Source organism: Haloarcula amylolytica (assembly GCF_049705545.1).
GTDB classification, from domain to species: domain Archaea; phylum Halobacteriota; class Halobacteria; order Halobacteriales; family Haloarculaceae; genus Haloarcula; species Haloarcula amylolytica_B.
On sequence record NZ_JBNAMU010000001.1, the window covers coordinates 2,564,385 to 2,582,638 of the forward strand.

14 protein-coding genes are annotated in these 18,254 nt (G+C 66.2%); 8 read left to right on the forward strand and 6 right to left on the reverse strand.

Annotation, left to right across the window (positions count from 1 at the left end; genetic code table 11):
• Positions 1–8 precede the first annotated feature (8 nt).
• Both lysA and ACOZ4H_RS13440 read left to right on the forward strand, forming a co-directional pair.
• Positions 9–1,244, forward strand: coding sequence for a diaminopimelate decarboxylase (lysA, locus tag ACOZ4H_RS13435; protein WP_424329753.1), 1,236 nt, complete (start codon positions 9–11; stop codon positions 1,242–1,244).
• Positions 1,244–2,371 carry a M20 family metallopeptidase gene (locus ACOZ4H_RS13440; RefSeq protein ID WP_424329754.1) on the forward strand — a complete coding sequence of 376 codons (1,128 nt, stop codon included), beginning with the start codon at positions 1,244–1,246 and terminating at the stop codon, positions 2,369–2,371. Before lysA ends, ACOZ4H_RS13440 begins: the two co-directional genes overlap by 1 nt.
• A 16-nt stretch (positions 2,372–2,387) precedes the next feature.
• On the opposite strand, the gene ACOZ4H_RS13445 is transcribed toward ACOZ4H_RS13440, so the two are convergent.
• The 5 genes from ACOZ4H_RS13445 to ACOZ4H_RS13465 all read right to left on the reverse strand — a co-directional run bounded on the left by ACOZ4H_RS13445 (position 2,388) and on the right by ACOZ4H_RS13465 (position 7,908).
• Entirely contained in the window at positions 2,388–3,032 is a 645-nt protein-coding gene (locus tag ACOZ4H_RS13445; protein ID WP_424329755.1) for a phosphoribosyltransferase, read from the reverse strand.
• Positions 3,033–3,121: 89 nt separating this feature from the next.
• Positions 3,122–4,429, reverse strand: a complete 1,308-nt coding sequence (locus ACOZ4H_RS13450) for an MFS transporter (protein ID WP_424329756.1) — start codon at positions 4,427–4,429, stop codon at positions 3,122–3,124.
• A 93-nt stretch (positions 4,430–4,522) separates the two neighbouring features.
• Positions 4,523–5,905 (reverse strand): adenylosuccinate lyase, encoded by a 1,383-nt coding sequence (gene purB, locus ACOZ4H_RS13455; RefSeq protein WP_424329757.1) that lies wholly within the window; start codon positions 5,903–5,905, stop codon positions 4,523–4,525.
• Between the two features lie 131 nt (positions 5,906–6,036).
• Entirely contained in the window at positions 6,037–7,104 is a 1,068-nt protein-coding gene (locus ACOZ4H_RS13460) for a zinc-dependent alcohol dehydrogenase family protein (protein WP_424329758.1), read from the reverse strand.
• A gap of 249 nt (positions 7,105–7,353) precedes the next feature.
• Complete coding sequence (locus ACOZ4H_RS13465; RefSeq protein ID WP_424329759.1) at positions 7,354–7,908, reverse strand: hypothetical protein; 555 nt, start codon at positions 7,906–7,908, stop codon at positions 7,354–7,356.
• A gap of 127 nt (positions 7,909–8,035) precedes the next feature.
• On the opposite strand from ACOZ4H_RS13465, the gene purH reads away from it, so the two are divergent.
• The 6 genes from purH (at position 8,036) to ACOZ4H_RS13495 (ending at position 16,301) form a co-directional block, all read left to right on the forward strand.
• The gene (gene purH / locus ACOZ4H_RS13470) at positions 8,036–9,616 is read left to right on the forward strand and encodes a bifunctional phosphoribosylaminoimidazolecarboxamide formyltransferase/IMP cyclohydrolase (RefSeq protein WP_424329760.1); all 1,581 of its coding nucleotides are present in this window, start codon (positions 8,036–8,038) and stop codon (positions 9,614–9,616) included.
• 153 nt (positions 9,617–9,769) lie between these two features.
• Positions 9,770–10,756 (forward strand): formate/nitrite transporter family protein, encoded by a 987-nt coding sequence (locus tag ACOZ4H_RS13475; RefSeq protein ID WP_424329761.1) that lies wholly within the window; start codon positions 9,770–9,772, stop codon positions 10,754–10,756.
• A gap of 36 nt (positions 10,757–10,792) precedes the next feature.
• Entirely contained in the window at positions 10,793–11,332 is a 540-nt protein-coding gene (locus ACOZ4H_RS13480) for a hypothetical protein (protein WP_424329762.1), read from the forward strand.
• A 42-nt stretch (positions 11,333–11,374) separates the two neighbouring features.
• A complete protein-coding gene (locus tag ACOZ4H_RS13485; RefSeq protein ID WP_424329763.1) occupies positions 11,375–12,082 on the forward strand; it encodes a hypothetical protein in 708 nt (235 codons plus the stop codon).
• 117 nt (positions 12,083–12,199) lie between these two features.
• On the forward strand, positions 12,200–14,671 hold the full coding sequence (gene folP / locus ACOZ4H_RS13490; RefSeq protein ID WP_424329764.1) for a dihydropteroate synthase: 2,472 nt from the start codon (positions 12,200–12,202) through the stop codon (positions 14,669–14,671).
• A gap of 136 nt (positions 14,672–14,807) precedes the next feature.
• Positions 14,808–16,301, forward strand: a complete 1,494-nt coding sequence (locus tag ACOZ4H_RS13495) for a globin-coupled sensor protein (RefSeq protein WP_424329765.1) — start codon at positions 14,808–14,810, stop codon at positions 16,299–16,301.
• 27 nt (positions 16,302–16,328) lie between these two features.
• Here ACOZ4H_RS13495 and ACOZ4H_RS13500 read toward each other — a convergent pair whose 3' ends face one another.
• Entirely contained in the window at positions 16,329–18,194 is a 1,866-nt protein-coding gene (locus ACOZ4H_RS13500) for a DEAD/DEAH box helicase (RefSeq protein WP_424329766.1), read from the reverse strand.
• Positions 18,195–18,254 lie beyond the last annotated feature (60 nt).

Below are 18,254 nucleotides of genomic sequence, written 5' to 3' on the forward strand. Positions count from 1 at the left end.
TTTCCCCAATGAGCCACGACTCGCCGCCGGTCCGCCGCCTCGCGGACTGGGACCACGAGCGCCTGGAGGCGGTGGCTGCCGAACACGGCACGCCGCTGTACGTCGTCGACCTCGACCGCGTCGCCGAGAACTACGAGCGGTTCGCCGCGGCGTTCCCCGACGCCCATGTGATGTACGCCGCGAAGGCCCACACCGGGCAGGCTGTCCTCTCGAAGCTACTGGAGACGGGAGCCGACATCGAGTGTGCGGCCTGGGGAGAACTCCAGCGAGCCATCGACGCCGGCGCGGACCCGGACACGCTCCAGTACACGGCCGTCAACCCGCCTGATCACGACCTCGATTACGCCGTCGAACTGGCCGCCGAGAACCCCGGCCTGACGATTACAGCGGGTGCGCGGGACACCTTCGACCGCCTCGAAGAACGAGGCTACGACGGCCGAGTCGCCATTCGGATCAATCCCGGCATCGGAACGGGCCACCACGAGAAAGTGGCAACGGGGAAAGACGCCAAGTTCGGCATCCCCTACGATGAGGTGCCCGAAGTCGCGGCCGACGTGCGCGAGCGCTTCGATCTCGTCGGCCTGCACGCCCACGCCGGCAGCGGCGTTCTCCACGACGACTTAGACGACCACTGCCGAGCCATCGCCAAGGTCGCCGACATGGGCCGAGCGGTCATCGCCGACGGCGCAGAGCTGGACTTTGTCGATTTCGGCGGCGGCTTCGGCGTGCCGTACCGAGAGACTGTCGAACCGTTAGACATGGAGATCGTCGGCGAGAAGGTCCGCGACGCCGTCGGTGACCTCGACGCGCAGGTCAAACTCGAACCCGGTCGCTACGTCGTCGCCGACGCCGAACTGATTCTGACTGAGGTCAACACGATCAAGGAAACGCCCGCAGCGACTGTCGTCGGCGTCGACGCCTCGCTGGCGACGCTCATCCGACCGGCGATGTTCGGCTCGTACCACCCGATTCGGAACGTCACTGCACCGGAGCGGGCGGCTGAGCCCGTGTCGGTCGGTGGCCCCTGCTGTACGAGCGCCGACGTGTTCTGTACCGACCGCCCCGTCGCCCGACCCGAGCGGACCGACCTGCTCGCCATCGGCAACGCCGGCGCGTACGGCTACGAACTGGCCAACCAGTTCCACTCACAGCCCCGGCCGGCGGAGATCGCCTTCGAGGGCGGCGAGACGCGGGTCGTCCGCGAGCGCGAGACGCTGGCAGACGTGACCCGCATGGAACAGTAATGGCGTTCGACATCCCCTCGTTCCACCGGCAGGCCGTCGAGACGCCGTCACACGAGCGCGTCGACGACATGCGCTCGCTGCTGGTCGACACGCTCGAAGACGCCGGCGAGTACCCGGAGATAGACGACCTCGGTAACGTCGTCGTGTCCCGTGGCGATACCGACGGGACCCATATCCTGCTCAACACGCACATAGACACCGTGCCGCCGCATCTGCCCTACGAGCGGCGGACGGATCCGCCGGGGCTGGACGAGACTGTCGATGGAACCGGCGGCGATGGGGACGGCGACATCGTCTGTGGCCGCGGGGCCTGTGACGCGAAAGGCCCGCTTGCGGCCCTCCTCGATGCGTTCCTCACCGTGTCGCCCGACGACGGCCGGGTCACGCTGGCGATCTCTACCGACGAGGAGACGACACAGACCGGCGGCGCACACCTCGCGGACACCATCGACGCCGACGGCTACATCGTCGGCGAGCCGACCGGCCTGGACGTCTGTACGGCCGCCCGCGGTCAGTTCGAGGGGACTGTCACAATCCACGGCGAGAGCGCCCACGCCGCCGACCCCGGCAGTGGCCACAACGCGATCCGGGCCGCCGCGCCGGTACTGCAGGCGATGGAGTCGTATGACGACAAGAAAGGCCCCGGCGAACACGAGACGCTCGGCTACCCCATCCTCACCCCGTCGATGGTAGAGGGCGGCGAGGCGACCAATCAGGTCCCGGCCGAATGCACTATCACGTTCGACCGGCGGAGCGTCCCGCCGGAGACCAGCAAGTCCTTCTGTGCCGACCTGCAGGCCCACCTCGAACAGTGGCTCCCGGAGTCGATGGGTCTCACCGTGGCCCTCATCCGCCCGGATACGCCGTTCCCAGAGGCGTTCGCGACCGACACCGACGCAGAGCTGGTCCGCACGTTGCAGGAAGCAAGCGGCGGCGGGGTCCGGCAGTTCGGGGCCGCGACGGAAGCTTCGTATTTCGCGAGCAACGGGCCGACCGTGGTGTTCGGTCCCGGCGACCTGAGCGACGAGATGGGTGCTGTCGCCCACTCGAAACGCGAGTACGTCCGTCTCTCGGAGGTTCGGACGGCCGCGCGAGCCGTGCGGGAGACGGTCGAACGGCTGGTCTGAGTCGGAAAGTCACGACCTACGCCGACCGTCGCTGGACGAGATCAGAGAGCGCCGTCGTCGCCTCCTCGTCCGTCACGGTCTCGAACTCCTCGTAATAATCCGCGGTGGCCTGGAACGCCGCCGGTTTCAGCGGGACGACGACGTCGTCGGCCCACCGCTGTACCTCGTCGAGCACGTCCGGCGGCGCGACGGGGGCGGCGGCGATGACCTCGTCGGCACCGGCTTTCCGCAGGCGCTGGGTGGCGACGCGCATCGCCGCGCCCGTCGGAATCCCGTCGTCGACCAGCAGGACCCGCTTGTCGGCCACGTCGAGCGGCCCCCACGTCTCGCCGTAGTCGACCGCTCGCGCCTCAACGGTGTCGCTCGCGTGCGTCTTCGCCTCCTGAACGTACTCCCAGTTCACGTCCAGAAACCGCATCATCGGGCTATTGATCCACGAAAATCCGCCCGGCGCGACGGCCCCGATAGTCAACTCCGGGTGGTTCGGGGCCCGTATACGTTGTATGACGATGACATCCATCGGGAGCCCGGTCTCGTCGGCGACCACGTTGCCGACGGGAACGCCGTTCGGTGCGAGCGCGACGACGACGTCGCCGACGGCATCCCGCCGGCGCAGCGCCGCCACGAGCTGTTGCGCCGCGTCCGAGCGGTCTGTGAACATATGACACTATATGGAATCGCGCATCCTAACCATTCCGATTGGTAGTGTCCCTGGCTGGCCGCCCGACGAGCGGCTGCCGCACGTTCCGTTCAGTCCTGCGGTACCGGTTGATCCGGCTCCTGCCCGAGGCCCAGCGTCTCCTCGACCTGTGTATACGTCAGAACGAGACCGACAAACGCGAGCGCGGCACCGGCAGTGAAGGGCGTACTGAACGACCCAAAGTTGTACAGCAGTCCCGACGCCAACGGCCCGATAGCGACGCCGAGGCCGAACGCCATTGTCAGGACAGACAGCGTCGTCCCGGACCCGCGCGCGCCGGCGAGGTCACCGGCGAGTGCGAGCGACGGGGCGAACACGAGCGCGACGGCGATGCCCTGGACGAACCGCGCTAGAAGCATGAGCCACGGGCCTGTCACGACACCCTGTGCGAACACCGACGGGACGAGGATGACGAACCCGGCGACGATGAACGGCCGCCGGCCGAACCGGTCGCTCGCTCGCCCGATGGGGACCTGAAAGACGACGTTCGCGATGACGACGGCGGCGAACTGGACGCTGAAGAACAGCGTCGATTCGTCCAGCCGCATCCGAATCGGTCCTTCGAGCGTGGCAAACAGCGCGATAGTGGTCGCCATCATGAACGTGCCGACGCCGAGCACGAACACCGGATCCAGCCCCTCCCCCTCCCGGTCCAGAATCGCTATCGAGAGGTCCTTGCTCGCCTCGGCATCGACCGGTGGGTCCTTGATGAGCGCCCACACGAGGACGAAGCTCACGACAGCGCCCAGCACGGCGATAGCGAAGGCGGCGGTGAAGCCGGATATCGCGGTGCCAGCGAACCGGTAGGTCACCACCTCGTTCGCGGCGAGTCCGCCGGTGATGACGACGCCGGCGATTATCGGCCCGAAGCCGAAGCCGATGAGCCGGAAGGTGTTGAACACGCCGAAGTTCCCGCCCCGCTCGGCGTCGCTGGCGGCGTAATCGTTGACCAGTGCGACCGTCGCCGGGATCGTGAACGCCGCCCCGAGGCCCTGGAACGCCCGCGCGGCGAGGACTGTCCAGTACGATGAGAGGAACGGGTAGGCCGCACTCCCGATAGCGAACAGCACCAGTCCGGTGAGGACGAATATCCGCCGCCGCCCGGTCCGGTCCGAGAGCCGCCCGGTGAACGGCTGGCCGAAGCTATTGAGGAGGCCGAACAGGGACAACACCAGGCCGATGAGCGTCTCCGTCTGGAGCGTGAAGCCGAGCACCTGTTGGCCGGCGATACCGGCCAGCGACACCTGCCCGCTGGCGATGTACAGGGGGAGGACGATGATGAGAAACGAGTTGCCCAGCGCGTCCGCCATCCGGGCGAACGCGAGCGTCAGGACTCGCGTGTCAGTGCCGAGGACCATCTACCACCGACGAAGGCGGCCACGCCCCTCATAGTTGCGTTCGCCGCGGCGGCGCGTGCCGACCCCGAAACAGCGTCGTCGGGGTAGCGACCCTCAGATGCCGTCGGCCTGCTGCTCCGCGATGCCCGTGTAATCGGTCGGCGTCAGAGCTTCCAGTTCGGCCCGTACCTCGTCGCTCACGTCGAGGTCGGCGAACATGTCGTGGAAGTCCTCGATGGAGACTTCGCGGCCCCGGGTGGCCTTCTTCACCTGCTCGTAGGCGTCGGCGTACCCCTCGCGGCGGAGGATCGTCTGGACGGCCTCGCCGATGATTTCGGGCGTCGCGGCGAGGTCGTCGCGCATCACCTGCTCGTTGGGGACGACCTTCGCCAGCCCGTTCTGGCACTTGCTGTAGCCGATGAGACAGTGGGCGAAAGCGGCCCCGATGTTGCGCTTGACCGTCGAGTCCGAGAGGTCCCGCTGGAGACGGGAGTTCGTCACGTAGTCGCCGAGGAACACGAGATCGGAGTTCGCCTTCGAGAGGTTCCCCTCGCTGTTCTCGAAGTCGATGGGGTTGACCTTGTGGGGCATCGTCGAGGACCCCGTCTCACCCTCGACGGCTTCCTGGCCGAGATAGCGGTCCGAGACGTACAGCCACACGTCGAGGTCGAGGTCCAGCAGGATGTTGTTCGCACCCCGGAGCGCGTCGAACAGGACCGCGAGGTCGTCACAGGGGTTGACCTGCGTCGTCAGCGGTTCGTGCTCCAGGCCGAGGTCGCCGACGAAGGATTCGGCGAACGTTGGCCAGTCCACGTCGGGGTAGGCGGCGACGTGGGCCGCGTAGGTTCCCGACGCACCGGCGAGCTTTCCGGAGAGGTCGTCTGCGGCACGCTCCACGCGGCCGATGGCCTGGCCGAGTCGGGACGCGTAGACGGCCATCTCCTTGCCGAACGTCGTCGGCGTCGCGGGCTGGCCGTGGGTGCGCGCGAGCATCGGCACGTCAGCGTAGGTGTGAGCCATCTCCACCAGCGTATCCCGAATCTCGCGGAGTTCGGGTACCAGCACCTCCTCGGCGGCGGGCTTGACGAGCAGCCGCTGGGCGAGGTTGTTCACGTCCTCGCTGGTCAGGCCGAAGTGAATCCAGTTGGCGGCGTCGAGGTCGTCGGGCATACCCAGCCGGATGAAGTACTCGATGGCCTTCACGTCGTGGTTGGTCGCCGCGTACTCGCCGTAGCCCTCGGTTTCGAGCTGTTTGACGACGGTCGCGTCCTCGTCGTCGAACTCCTCGTACAGCGCCCGGAGCGTCGCGCGCTGGCCGTCGTCGATTGACAGCGGCGTCGCATCCAGGTCGGCAAGCGCGATGAGATACTCGACTTCGACTTCCACGCGGGCGCGCATCAGCGCCCGCTCGCTGGCGTACGGGACGAGCGGTTCGGTGTAGCGGGCGTATCGGCCGTCGAGCGGCGAAACGGCGGCCAGTGGCCCTCTCTCGGTCATACCCGAGTGTGCGCGGGAGGCGCGAAAAAGCGTGTCGTTCTCCCGCAACCGCGACGCGGTGGGGTTGCGACGCGTGGTGTGGCGACAGGAAGGGCGGAGAGCAGGGGTTCGGGTAAAAAAGGGGTGCGTCGTTAGTTGCTGAACTCGTTGCAGACCGGGATACCGACCGTGTTGTAGTCGCTCATCGCGGCCAGTTCGTCGGGCACCTGGTGGATATCGACCGTTTCCTCGACCAGCGCGGTCGGGTCGAGTTTGCTCGATTCGACCATGTCCAGCATTTCGCTGTACCGCGACGGCTGGAGGCCGAGTGACCCCTTGAAATCGATTTCTTTGGCGACGAACTCGTCGGTCGGGAGCGACACCATCCCCTCCTCCTCGCTGGTGGTCAGCCCGATCTGGACGTGCGTGCCGCCTTTGCGGAGCGAGTTCACCGCGTTCTGACAGGTCGTCGCGATACCGAGGGCGTCTGCGGACACGTCGGCCCCGCCGTCGGTGATGTCTCTGACCTCCTTTGCGGGGTCGTCGACCTCCTGTGCGTTGACGGTGGCGACAGCGCCGAGGTCTTCCGCGCGCTCCAGTTTCTCGTCCATCAGGTCGACTCCGATGACGTTGCCGCCGAGGGCGTTCGCGATGTGAACCGCCGAGAGCCCGATGCCACCGCAGCCGTGGATGACCACGTCGTCGCCGGCACTGACCGGTGCGCGGTGGGCCATCGCGTGGAACGAGGTCATGAACCGACAGCCCATCCCGGCGGCCGACTCGGCGTCGATACCGTCCGGGAGCGGAACGGCGTTGAGGTCGGCGTTGGGAATGTGGACCTCCTCGGCGAACGCGCCGGGGGCCTGATTCATGAACCCGAGGCCGATGTGGTTCTCACAGATGTTTTCGCGCCCGTTCCGACACAGATCACAGCTCCCACAGGCGAAGTTGAACGGGATGGCGACCTCCTGTCCTTCCTCGATGTTTTCGACATCCTCGCCGACAGAGACGATTCGGCCTGTCGGCTCGTGGCCGAGGACGTGTGGCGGGTCAGGCCGGTAGCCGAACCAGTCCCAGTCCCCCTGCCAGCAGTGCCAGTCGGACCGACAGATACCGCAGCCGATGACCTCGGCGACGGCACCGTCCGGCTCTGGCTCGGGGCGTTCGACGTCCTGTACTGTCAGCGGTTCTTGAAACTCCTCCAGTAGTACTGCTTGCATTACAGGAGAAACATAGAATATCTCACTAATGAAAATTATGATTTCTCGTTTATATTACGGTGGTGGCCTGAAACCCTCAGTATCCCCAGTATAGAGGGAAATTTTAATATTGCATGATATATCAGATTGATTATTAAATAACTACTGGGTTCCGATAGTGATAAACGAGGCTACATATGATAGATGGCTCTGCGTCTGGCCGCGACGACTGGGAGAGATGGGCAAGAAACGAGCCGGCGGAGCAATCGCTCAGTTTAGCCAACCGTAGTCGCCCTCGGCGTCGCCGAAGCGGCCGTCCGGCGGATCGAAGCGGTAGAGGTCCTGGCCGAGCGTGGCCCACGCGAGGCCGTAGACGGTTGCCGTCGCTGGCTGGAGTTCGAACCCGAGGAACGCGACGGTCCCGAATCCCAGCAACACGCCCAGCCAGGGTGGCTGGATGCGAGTCCTGACGAGGCCGGCCGCGACCAGTATCGACCCGCTGACCAGCACGAGTACACCGATTCCGATGACCGCCTCGCCGCCACCGTTGAGGAGGCGAATTAGTTGTCCGGCCGCGAAGACGAGGCCGCCGACTACGCCGACCCACGCACCGATTGTCCCGGGCCGTTTCATCCGCGCACCGTAGAACTCCTCGATGGCGTAGTGGCCGGCTACGATACCGAGTGCTGAGACGACGATTCCGGCCAGGATGGGCGTGTTCGTGGTATTCTGACCGGTCGTGGACAGCGCCACGGCCCAGCCGATCCAGACGACACCACCGACGGCGGCGACCGCGCCCGCACGCTGACACCGTAGCTTCGCCATACGGGCGAGTTGGCGGCGGGCTACAAATGCGCACCGCACCGCGGACGCACAGTGTGTCCCGGTCGCACGCAACAGGCCAGCCGGGGGTTTCGCAACAACTTTGCACGGGCCGGTCCGTCGGTTCCACATGAAACTCGCCGGTATGGCCAGCAACCGCGGCCGAAACCTCATGAACATCGCGGACCGCGCCCCGGGCGGGGCATCCTTCGCCGTCGTCCTGACCAACGATGCTGACGCGCCGGTACTCGAAGCAGCCGCCGAGCGCGGGATCCCGACCGAAGTCGTCGAGCGCGACGAGAACGAGTCGCGCCAGTCCCACGAGGAGCGGGTCCTCGACGCCCTCTCGGAGTACGATTTCGACCTCGTCACGCTGGACGGCTACATGCGCGTCCTCAGCGAGACGTTCCTGGACGAGACACCGACCGCGTTGAACATCCACCCGAGCCTGCTACCGAACTTCGCCGGGGCGAACGCCCACGAGCAGGTCCTCGACGCCGGTGTGAAGGTCACCGGTTGTACCGTCCACGTCGTCGACGAGAGCGTCGACGGCGGCCCAATCGTCACGCAGGAACCCATCCCCGTCTTCGAAGGTGACGACGAGGACAGCCTCAAAGAGCGCGTGCTCTACGAGGGTGAGTTCACCGCCTACCCGCGCGTCATCGAGTGGTTCGCGGAGGACCGCGTCACCGTCGACTGGGACGAGGGCACGGTCTCGGTGAACGGCGACGACGGCGGCGACTTCCCCGCCCGCCGCATCGTCTCTGACGACCTCGCCACCGGCCTGCGCTACGGGGAGAACCCCCACCAGAGCGCCGCGCTATACACCGACACGACTGTCTCCGAGGCCAGCGTCGTCCACGCCGACCAGCTCAACGAGGGCGCGAAGGCGCTGTCGTACAACAACTACAACGACGCCGACGGCGCGCTGAACCTCATCAAGGAGTTCGAAGAGCCCGCCGCCGCGGTCATCAAACACACAAATCCGGCCGGCTGTGCGACCGCCGACTCCGTGGCCGACGCCTACGAGAAGGCGCTGTCGACGGACCCGATGAGCGCCTTCGGCGGCATCGTCGCGCTGAACCGCGAGTGCGACGCCGCCACCGCCGAGCAGATTATCGACTCGTTCAAGGAAGTCGTCGTCGCGCCCGGCTACACCGACGCTGCCCTGGACGTGCTCTTCGAGAAAGATAATCTCCGGGTGCTGGACGTAAACGAGAACTTCGAAGTCACCGACAATCTCACCGAGAAGCCCCTCGTCGGGGGCCGACTGGTCCAGGAACGGGACACCCAGCACCTCTCGGCCGACGACCTTGAAATCGTCACCGAGCGCGAGCCGACCGACGAGCAGATCGAGTCGATGCTGTTCGCCTGGCACACGCTCAAACACGTCAAGTCCAACGGTATCCTCTTCGCCGACGGGACGGAAACGGTCGGCATCGGGATGGGACAGGTGTCCCGGGTCGACGCCGTCCGACTGGCCGCGATGAAGGCCGACGAACACGCCGAGGGGAAGGACGCGGAGGGGGCCGTGATGGCCTCGGACGCCTTCTTCCCGTTCCCGGACGGCATCGAGGCGGCCGCCGACGCCGGCATCGAGGCCGTCATCCAGCCTGGCGGTTCGAAGAACGACGAGAGCGTCATCGAGGCCGCGGACGAACACGACATGGCGATGGTGTTCACCGGCCAGCGGTCGTTTAGACACGATTGAGCGATAGCGAAAGAGTGTCTGAACCTCGATAGACGAGTGGCACGAGTCTATCGGTGGTTCCGCCACGACTGACAGCGGGCTTTTTCCGAGGCTTCTCCGGGCTGACTGTCTGCAACGAAAGAGGTTTTTCGGAGGCTTCTGAACCCGCTCCCGATGGCAAACGACAACGACAGGGAGGAGGCTGTCCGCGACGCCGTGGACGTGTCTCGGAGCGGCGCACCGGCGGGTGGCAGCGTCATCCGGGACCGGTTCTCCGCCGACGAGATTTTCCAGCGTATCATCGTCGCGGCCGACGAGGAGGTGACGGTCGGAACCCGCGAACTGTTCTTCGCCGGCATCGCGGGCGGGTTCGCTATCACGGTGACGTTCATGCTGTACGCGTCGCTGTACGCGAAAACCGGCGGCGACCCGATACTGAGCGCGCTGCTGTACCCGCTCGGGTTCGTCTTCATCATTCTCGGGGATTATCAGCTCTACACCGAGAACACGCTCCCGCCGGTGGCGCTCGTCCTCGAACGGCTGGCGAGCCTCCCGTCGCTGCTCCGTATCTGGACCGTCGTGCTGGTGTCGAACGTCTTCGGCGGGATGCTCGGTGCGCTCGCACTCGCGACGACCAACGTCCTCTCGGCCGACGCGGCGGGGGCCGCCGCCGGCTTCGCCCAGAAAGCCATCGAGACCTCCCAGCTAACGCTGTTCTCGAAGGCGGTGTTCGCCGGCCTCATCGTCGCCGGCGTCGTCTGGGTCGACTACTCGCTGCGGGACAGCATCTCCCGGCTCGTGTTGATTTACATCGCCTTCCTGGCGATCCCCTTTGGGAACCTCTATCACGTCGTCGTCTCCGCGACGGAGATGTTCTACCTGGTGTTCATCGGCGAGCTGGCGCTGTCTGTCGGCCTCTGGCAGTTCGTCCTGCCGGTGCTCGTCGGTAACTCCGTCGGCGGCGTCGTGCTCGTGACCGTGGTCAACTACTTCCATACGACCGAACGACGGCTCGAAACAGCGCGGGAGGAAGGCTCCAAGCGCCAGCTCACAATCCGGGAGTGGATCTGGGGCGGGTGGTCCGCCTCCGGCCGCTCGTACGTGCCGGCGACCGACGAGATTCCCCGAAGCGATCCGGAGTCGCGAGAAGAAGAGCCCTGACACAAACCATTTCAACGCCCTCCGGCTATCGTTGGTGTGAACTGGGTGAAAGATAACCGCCTGCTGCTTCTGTTTGCTGCCGTCGTGCTGACGACGCTGGGGGCTGTCGGGCTGGGAATCGTCGGTGTCGTCGCGACGGTCGGGGCGCTTCTCGGCGGCGGCGCGGTCGTCCAGACCTTCGGCGCGTTCCTGCTCGGGACGCTGTTGGTCGTTGGCGTCGACATCGTCTTCTCGGTCGCGCTGGTCCGTGCGCTGGCCCGGCGGGCGTCGGTGCCGAAGAGCCAGCGCGTCGCTGGTGGGCTTGCACGCCTCGAATCAGTCGTCCCGCCGCTCGCGTCGCTCGGCCTCTCGGACGTGTTCGCACCGCCGGAGCCGACAGTCGAAGAGCGACACGAGGCGTTGACGCGCCGGTACGTCGAGGGAGAGCTCTCCGAGGCCGAGTACGAGCGGGAACTGCAGGCGCTTCTCGGCGAGGCCGAGGACCCGGGTTCCGAACTGCTGAACGCCGTCGACATGGAGACCGGCCCGTCGCGGCACACTGCTTCCGACGCCGAGTACGAACCGGCCCGGGAATAACACTGAGCGGGTTTTACATGGTCGCCCGACGACAGGTCGAATATGGAGGTACCCACGTTTCTCGAAGTCGAGGTGGAGCGGGACGCCGTCGCCTCGGCGCTCGACGCCATCCCCGGCGTCGCCGTTGCCGACGACGCCACTGCTGTCCCATCACCGGAACCAGCGGGCCCGGACGGAGCCGACGGTTCCGGGCCGGGTCTAACGGACCGCCTCAAGTCGCTGTGGCGACAGTGGGGACTGCTCGGCACGGGGCTGTCCCTCATCGCACTCGGCGCGGCGACGGCCGGACTCTGGTGGTACCGACGCCGCAACGCTGACGGAACCGATGCCGGGAGCACCGACGAGGGCGCGTCTGAATGGGCTACAGGAAGTCCGGGCGAGACGCCGCCGCCAGCCGAACCGGGTATTGAACCGACATCGCCAACCGACACTGACTTCGAGCCGACAGCACCGGCGGAAGATGCCGACGAAACGCTGACTCCGGAGGCGCAGGAAACGGCGCTAGCCTCGGAGATGCCACAGACTGAGCCTGGGTACCGACGGCAGGACACCGTGGGAGATACCGAGCCGGCTGGCGTTGCGAAGTCAGAGACCACGGCGGAGACTCTGGAGCAAGAGCACGATGAGGCGGACACGGACGAACGACCGGAGGCGAAGATCGACCCGGCACCGCTGGTGGGTGCCGCGTTCCTGGTTCTTTCGAGCGCGCTCGGTCGGTGGGCCACGCGTGACCGCACCGACCAGCCGTAATTGTCGCCGGCGGGCCAGTAGAGGGCCAGTTGGGTGAGCGGGCTGTTCGGGGCGTCTTCGCGCCGGACACGCGCAACAGTCCGACAGGCTAAAGCGAGCGGCTCCGATAGCCCGACCATGGAGTTCCACGAGGCCGCGAACTTCCTCTTCGAGTTGCGCCGGTTCGCCTCGCGACCCGGTACTGATGCCACGCAGGACCTGTTATCGTCGCTCGATGACCCACAGGAGGGGCTTCGCTGCGTCCAGATTGCGGGGTCCAACGGGAAGGGGTCCACAGCGCGGATGGTCGAACGAACGCTGCGGGAAGCAGGCCTCGATGTCGGACTGTACACCTCGCCGCATCTCGACGACGTGCGCGAGCGAATCCGTATCAACGGCCGGAAGCTCTCCGAAGCCGCCCTCGTCGAGTTCGTCGAATCGGTCCGGGCGTACGTGACCGAGCAGGGCGCGGCCAACGATTCGCCCACCTTCTTCGAGACGATGACCGCGATGGCGCTGTGGGAGTTCGACCGCCAGGACGTCGACGTCGCGGTTCTGGAAGTCGGTATCGGCGGCCGGTACGACGCCACGAGCGTCGTCGACCCGGTCGCAAGCGCCGTCACGTCCGTGACGCTCGAACACACCCACATCCTGGGCGACACCGTCGAGGAAATCGCCCACGACAAGGCCCACGTCGCCCCGGACGGCAATCCGCTGGTGACCGGGACGACTGGAGATGCGCTCGCGGCCGTCCGCGAGGTCGCCGACGATGTGGTGACTGTCGGGAACGCCGTCGAGACAGCTCAGGGGGCGTCCGGGAACGAGGCCGACGTAACGGTGAACTACGGCGGTCGTGAGGGCCTTGAGGGGTCGGTCTCGGTCGACGGTCCCGACTGGAGCGTCGATACCTACCTCCCGCTGCTTGGCGCACACCAGGCACAGAACGCCGGGATCGCGGCCACGCTGTGCCGGCAGGTCGCGGACGTCTCACAGACGGCCCTCGAACGCGGCCTGCGCAACGCCCACTGGTCCGGTCGGTTCGAGGTGATGAACGAGTCGCCGCTGGTCGTCCTCGATGGGGCACACAACCCAGGAAGCATCGAGCGCACCGCGGAGACGCTGGCCTCGTTCGACTACGACGACCTCCACGTCGTCGTCGGCGCGATGGTCGACAAGGACCACGAGCGCATCGCCGCGGCGCTGCCGGACCCGGACCACGTCGTCGCCTGCCAGCCCGACGTCGACCGGGCGGAGTCCCACCAGGTTGTCGCGACCGCGGTTGAGAACGCGACCGACGCCAGGGTCGAGACGCGCCACGACGTGGCTGGGGCGCTCGGGATCGCGCTCGACGCCGCAGAACCCGGAGATGCGGTCCTCGTGACGGGGTCGCTGTACGCCGTCCGGGAGGCCCGCACGCGCTGGTCGCGATCGCTGGTCCCCAAACAGGTCGACTCGCTGGCCGAGGCCCGCGAGACTATCGAGAGTGCCCACGTCACCGACACCGGAGCCTGGCGGATGCGAGGCAAGGGTGTCCACCGCGTCCTGCGTACCCGCGTCCAGCCGCGACAGGCCCAGTACCTCAAGGAGGAACTGCTGTCCCTGGGCGGGGAGTGCGCCGTCTCTGGCCTGAGCGACCAGGACGAGGAATCCCTCGACGTGGTCATGATGGCGACGATGGCCCAGTACAAGCGCCTCGCGGAGAAACTGGACGGCCAGCCCTACGGGCTCGCGTCGTTCGCCGACGAACTGCGGGCGGCGCTGTCCATCCAACAGCCCGAACCTGACGCGTCGACAACATATCCCTGGGACGACGGCACGGCCGTCATGGGTATCTGCAATATCACCCCGGATTCCTTCCACGACGGCGGCGAGTACAACGCCGTCGAGGACGCCGTCGCCCGCGCCGAGCGGATGGTCGAGGCCGGTGCGGACATCCTAGATATCGGCGGGGAGTCGACCCGCCCCGGTGCAGAACCGGTCCCGGCCGAGGAAGAGATCGACCGCGTGGTGCCGGTCATCGAGGCGCTTTCGGAGCTGGATGTCGCCATCTCCGTCGACACGCGGAAGGCTCCTGTCGCGCGGGCAGCACTCGATGCCGGCGCGGACATCCTGAACGACGTGTCCGGCCTCGAAGACCCCGAGATGCGACTCGTTGCCGCCGAGTACGACGTGCCGGTGGTCGTGATGCACTCCATCGAGACGCCGGTCGACCCCGACAGCGACATCCACTACGACGACGTGGTGCAGGACTGCATCGACCAGCTGACAGAGCGCGTTCTGCTCGCAGAAAAGGCCGGACTGGACCGCGACCAGATCATCGTCGACCCAGGCATCGGCTTCGGGAAATCACCCACGGAGGACTTCGAACTGCTCGACCGCCTCCCGGAGTTCGAGGCACTCGGCTGTCCAATCCTGGTCGGGCACTCCCACAAGTCCCTGTTCGGGCTGGTCGGACAGGAAGCGGGCGACTGTCTGGAGGCAACCATCGCCGGGACGACGCTGGCGGCCGAGCGAGGAGCCGACATCGTTCGCGTCCACGACGTCCCGGAGAACGTTGCTGCCGTTCGCGTCGCCGAGGCGACCCGTGATCCACAGACGTTCGAGGACTGATCCGGACAGCCAAACAGCCAACCGATAAATCGACGGACGTGACCGCCAACCCCAAATTTTTGTGTTGTCTACTTATCCTTCTCAAGGGTGAGAATTGGGGGCGAACATATAACCCCAGTGTGGTTTGAATCTCGTCATGGCATTTCAGAGCGAGAGTACGGACTCTCGGAAACAGGTCACTGAATCTGACAGGGCTGGCGTTGACGGCACGACACTTACCGACCGTATCGGACTGGACGCCAGGGAGATACGCTGGCGGAAGGAGTTCACCGGATTCGACGAGTCGGACGTCGACAATCTCACTGCGATGGCGGACGAGACAAACGCCAGGGCCGAATCTGTCGTCGACGATTTCTACGATCACCTCCAGTCGTTCGACGAGAGCGCCGAAATCTTCGGGCGGTCCACCAAGTCAGTCGACCAGCTCAAAAACACCCAGACACAGTACCTCCGCGACCTCGTCGCCGGGAGCTACGACAAGCAGTACTTCGAGAACAGGGCCCGTATCGGGAAGATTCACGACATGCTCGACCTCGGTCCGAAGATCTACCTCGGAGCCTACAGCATCTACTTCGAACACTTCCTGCGGACAATCGTCGAGGACCTGCAGTCGGGCGACGCCGCCCGGGACGAGGCACTCGAAGAGATGCAGGCGCGGGCGCTCTCCGTGTTCAAGCTCCTCAACCTCGATCAACAGGTGGCGATGGACACCTACATCGACTCGTACAGCCAGCGCCTGGAATCGGCAATCGATGACCAGCAGACGCTGATGGAGGAGGTCGAGAGCGGACTCCAGCAGCCCATCGACGAACTGAGCGCCTCAGCCGAGGAGGTCGCCCAGACGAACCAGCAGATCAACGCCGCTGCCGAGAGCCAGTCCGAGTCGATGGACGAAGTGGCGGGCGAGGTCGCGGATATGAGTGCGACCATCGAGGAAATCGCCTCGACCGCCGAGGAAGTCGCGAGCACCAGCACGTCAGCCGAGCGGAAGGCTGAACGCGGGAACGAAGCCGCCCAGCAGGCCGCGACCGTAATGAACGATGTCGATGACGCCGTGGACACGGTTTCAGCGGACATCGCCGGCCTCCAGGAGCAGGCAGACGAGATCGACGACATTGTCGAGGTAATAAACGATATCGCGGACCAGACCAATATGCTCGCGCTGAACGCGTCCATCGAGGCCGCACGCGCCGGTGAGGCCGGCGACGGGTTCGCCGTCGTCGCCGACGAAATCAAGACGCTCGCCGGCGATTCACAGGAACACGCGAACCGGATCGAGGACACCGTCACCGAGATTCAGGACGAGACCGTCGACGCCGTCGAGAGCCTCGAAACCGTAACCGAGCAAGTAACGGAGGGAATCGATCAGGTAGAGGCAGCGGCCGACCGACTCGAAGAGATTGTCTCGGCGGTCAACGAGGCGTCACAGGGCATCCAGGAGGTGTCGGCCGCGACCGACGACCAGGCGGCGTCGACCGAAGAGGTCGCCAGCATGATCGACGAACTGTCGAGCGGCATCGACGACATGTCGGCACAGCTCGACGACCTCGCGGCGACGAACGAAGAGCAGACGGAGAAGATTCAGGACGTGGCCGAGACGGCGCGCCGACTCGACACCGACACAGAATAAGCGCGACTCACAGCCAGCGCCCCTGGCTTACTCTTCGGCTTCGGGCGGCTCGACGGCCTCGGCCTCCGTCTCGGTCACGCGGATACCCTTCGAAGCGAGGTGGCGCATCTGGCGGCGGACGAAGTCTTCCTCTGTGGTCCCTCGCGTCGCGAGAATGACCATCCGGGCGTCGCCGGCGGGGCGCATCGTCCGCCCGGCCCGCTGTGCGCCCTGCCGACGGGACCCGCCCAGTCCAGAAGCGACGATGGCGAGTTCGGCGTCGGGGAGGTCGATGCCCTCGTCACCGACGCGGGAGACGACCAGCGTGTTCAGTTCGCCCCGGCGGAACTCGTCGAACAGTTTCTCCCGGCGGGCGTGTGGCGTCTCGCCGCTGATGAACGGCGCGTCGATGGCCTCGCTGATGGCCTCGCCCTGGTCGAGGTACTCGATGAACACAAGCGCCTTCGCGGCGGGGTTCTCGGCCAGCGCGTAGTGTATCTCGTCAATCTTTCCGGTGTTGCTGGCGGCGGCCTGTCGGCGGTCGTGGCCCGACGTGGAACTGTACTCGGACTGCTCGGTCTCGTTACCCCACGGCACCAGCCGGATCTCGACCTCCGGTTCGGCGACGTAGCCCTCGTCGAACAGTTTGCCCCAATCTGTCCCGATGGGCGGGCCGATGAGCGTGAATATCTCCTCCTCGTCGTCGCTCTCCCGCGTCGGCGTGGCGGTCAGGCCCAGCCGGTGTTTGGTCTGGAGGTCCGCGCTCCGGCGGTGGATGGGCGACGGCACGTGGTGGACCTCGTCGAAGACGATGAGACCCCACTTGCGCTGGTCGAACAGCTTCCGGTGGCGGTCCATCCCGGCGGTGCGGTAGGTAGCGATGGTCACAGGTTTGATGTTCTTTTCGCCGCCGTGGTACTCGCCGATGTCGTCGTCGGTCAGCGAGGTGTGCCGGACCAGTTCGTCGTGCCACTGGGTCGCGAGTTCGCGGGAGGGGACGAGAATCAGCGTCTCGCCGCCGACGGCGGCCATCGCGCCCATCGCCGCGACGGTCTTGCCCGACCCGGGCGGGCCGACGAACACGCCCGACCCCTGCTCGGTGAACCGCTCGACCCAGTCCTGCTGGTAGTCCCGAAGGCGCAGGCGGAGGTCCATCTCGATGGCGTCGCCGGTCTCCAGGTCGCGGTCGTCCCGGACCGGATAGCCCGCCTCGTACAGCGTGCGTTTGATTTCGGCCGTGGCGTCCTCGTTGACCCACGACTCCGAGTCAGAAATCGGAGCCCGGAGGTGGTCGTCGTCGAGTTTCGGCCGGGCGACGTTGCCCATCAGGTCGTCGCTCTCGGCTTCGAGTACGACGTAGCCGTCCTCGTGGGTCTTCAGGCGGAACTTCCGGGCGCGCTCCCACTGGCTCGTCACCCACTCTTCGAGGTGGGGCGAGCGCTCGCCCAGCACGTCTCGCATCGTCGTCAGGAGGGCGTCTAAGGACTCGTGTGGCGCGGCCCAGATGTCCTCCTCGCGGAGTTCGTACACGTAGCCGCCCGAACGGTTGGTGTCCTGCAGGCGTGCAAACTGCGAGAGCTGTGCCCGCGTGAACTGTTCTGGGTGTTCGACGACGACCTCGCGGCGGTCGGGAAAGAGGACGACCCGCTCGCGGTCGGTCACCTCGGCGATGTCGGTCGGATACCACACGGACTCGACCTCGGACACGTCCTGGCGCTCGATGTCGCCGTCGTCGGCGAGGCGCTCCAGCGCCGCCCGCGCCTGGTCGGGCGTCAGGTCCGTCTTCCGGGAGAACTCCGTCGCCGTCAGATGTGGGCGGCCGACGGCGTCGATGGCGTCGTAGACGGCGTCGAGTTCGAGTTCCGTGGCGGGGTCCGAGTCGTCGTCTCGGTCGGCTGGCTCCTCGGCTGTCACTACCGAATGGAGGGGGTCGACGCTCAAACGGGTTTCGTCTGGGCAATCCCTGCCGCCGGT

Coding starts and splice junctions, on each gene's coding strand:
- lysA (WP_424329753.1), top strand. CDS start 9: ATGAGCCACGACTCGCCGCCGGTCCGCCGCCTCGCGGACTGGGACCAC.
- ACOZ4H_RS13440 (WP_424329754.1), top strand. CDS start 1,244: ATGGCGTTCGACATCCCCTCGTTCCACCGGCAGGCCGTCGAGACGCCG.
- ACOZ4H_RS13445 (WP_424329755.1), bottom strand. CDS start 3,032: ATGTTCACAGACCGCTCGGACGCGGCGCAACAGCTCGTGGCGGCGCTG.
- ACOZ4H_RS13450 (WP_424329756.1), bottom strand. CDS start 4,429: ATGGTCCTCGGCACTGACACGCGAGTCCTGACGCTCGCGTTCGCCCGG.
- purB (WP_424329757.1), bottom strand. CDS start 5,905: ATGACCGAGAGAGGGCCACTGGCCGCCGTTTCGCCGCTCGACGGCCGA.
- ACOZ4H_RS13460 (WP_424329758.1), bottom strand. CDS start 7,104: ATGCAAGCAGTACTACTGGAGGAGTTTCAAGAACCGCTGACAGTACAG.
- ACOZ4H_RS13465 (WP_424329759.1), bottom strand. CDS start 7,908: ATGGCGAAGCTACGGTGTCAGCGTGCGGGCGCGGTCGCCGCCGTCGGT.
- purH (WP_424329760.1), top strand. CDS start 8,036: ATGAAACTCGCCGGTATGGCCAGCAACCGCGGCCGAAACCTCATGAAC.
- ACOZ4H_RS13475 (WP_424329761.1), top strand. CDS start 9,770: ATGGCAAACGACAACGACAGGGAGGAGGCTGTCCGCGACGCCGTGGAC.
- ACOZ4H_RS13485 (WP_424329763.1), top strand. CDS start 11,375: ATGGAGGTACCCACGTTTCTCGAAGTCGAGGTGGAGCGGGACGCCGTC.
- folP (WP_424329764.1), top strand. CDS start 12,200: ATGGAGTTCCACGAGGCCGCGAACTTCCTCTTCGAGTTGCGCCGGTTC.
- ACOZ4H_RS13495 (WP_424329765.1), top strand. CDS start 14,808: ATGGCATTTCAGAGCGAGAGTACGGACTCTCGGAAACAGGTCACTGAA.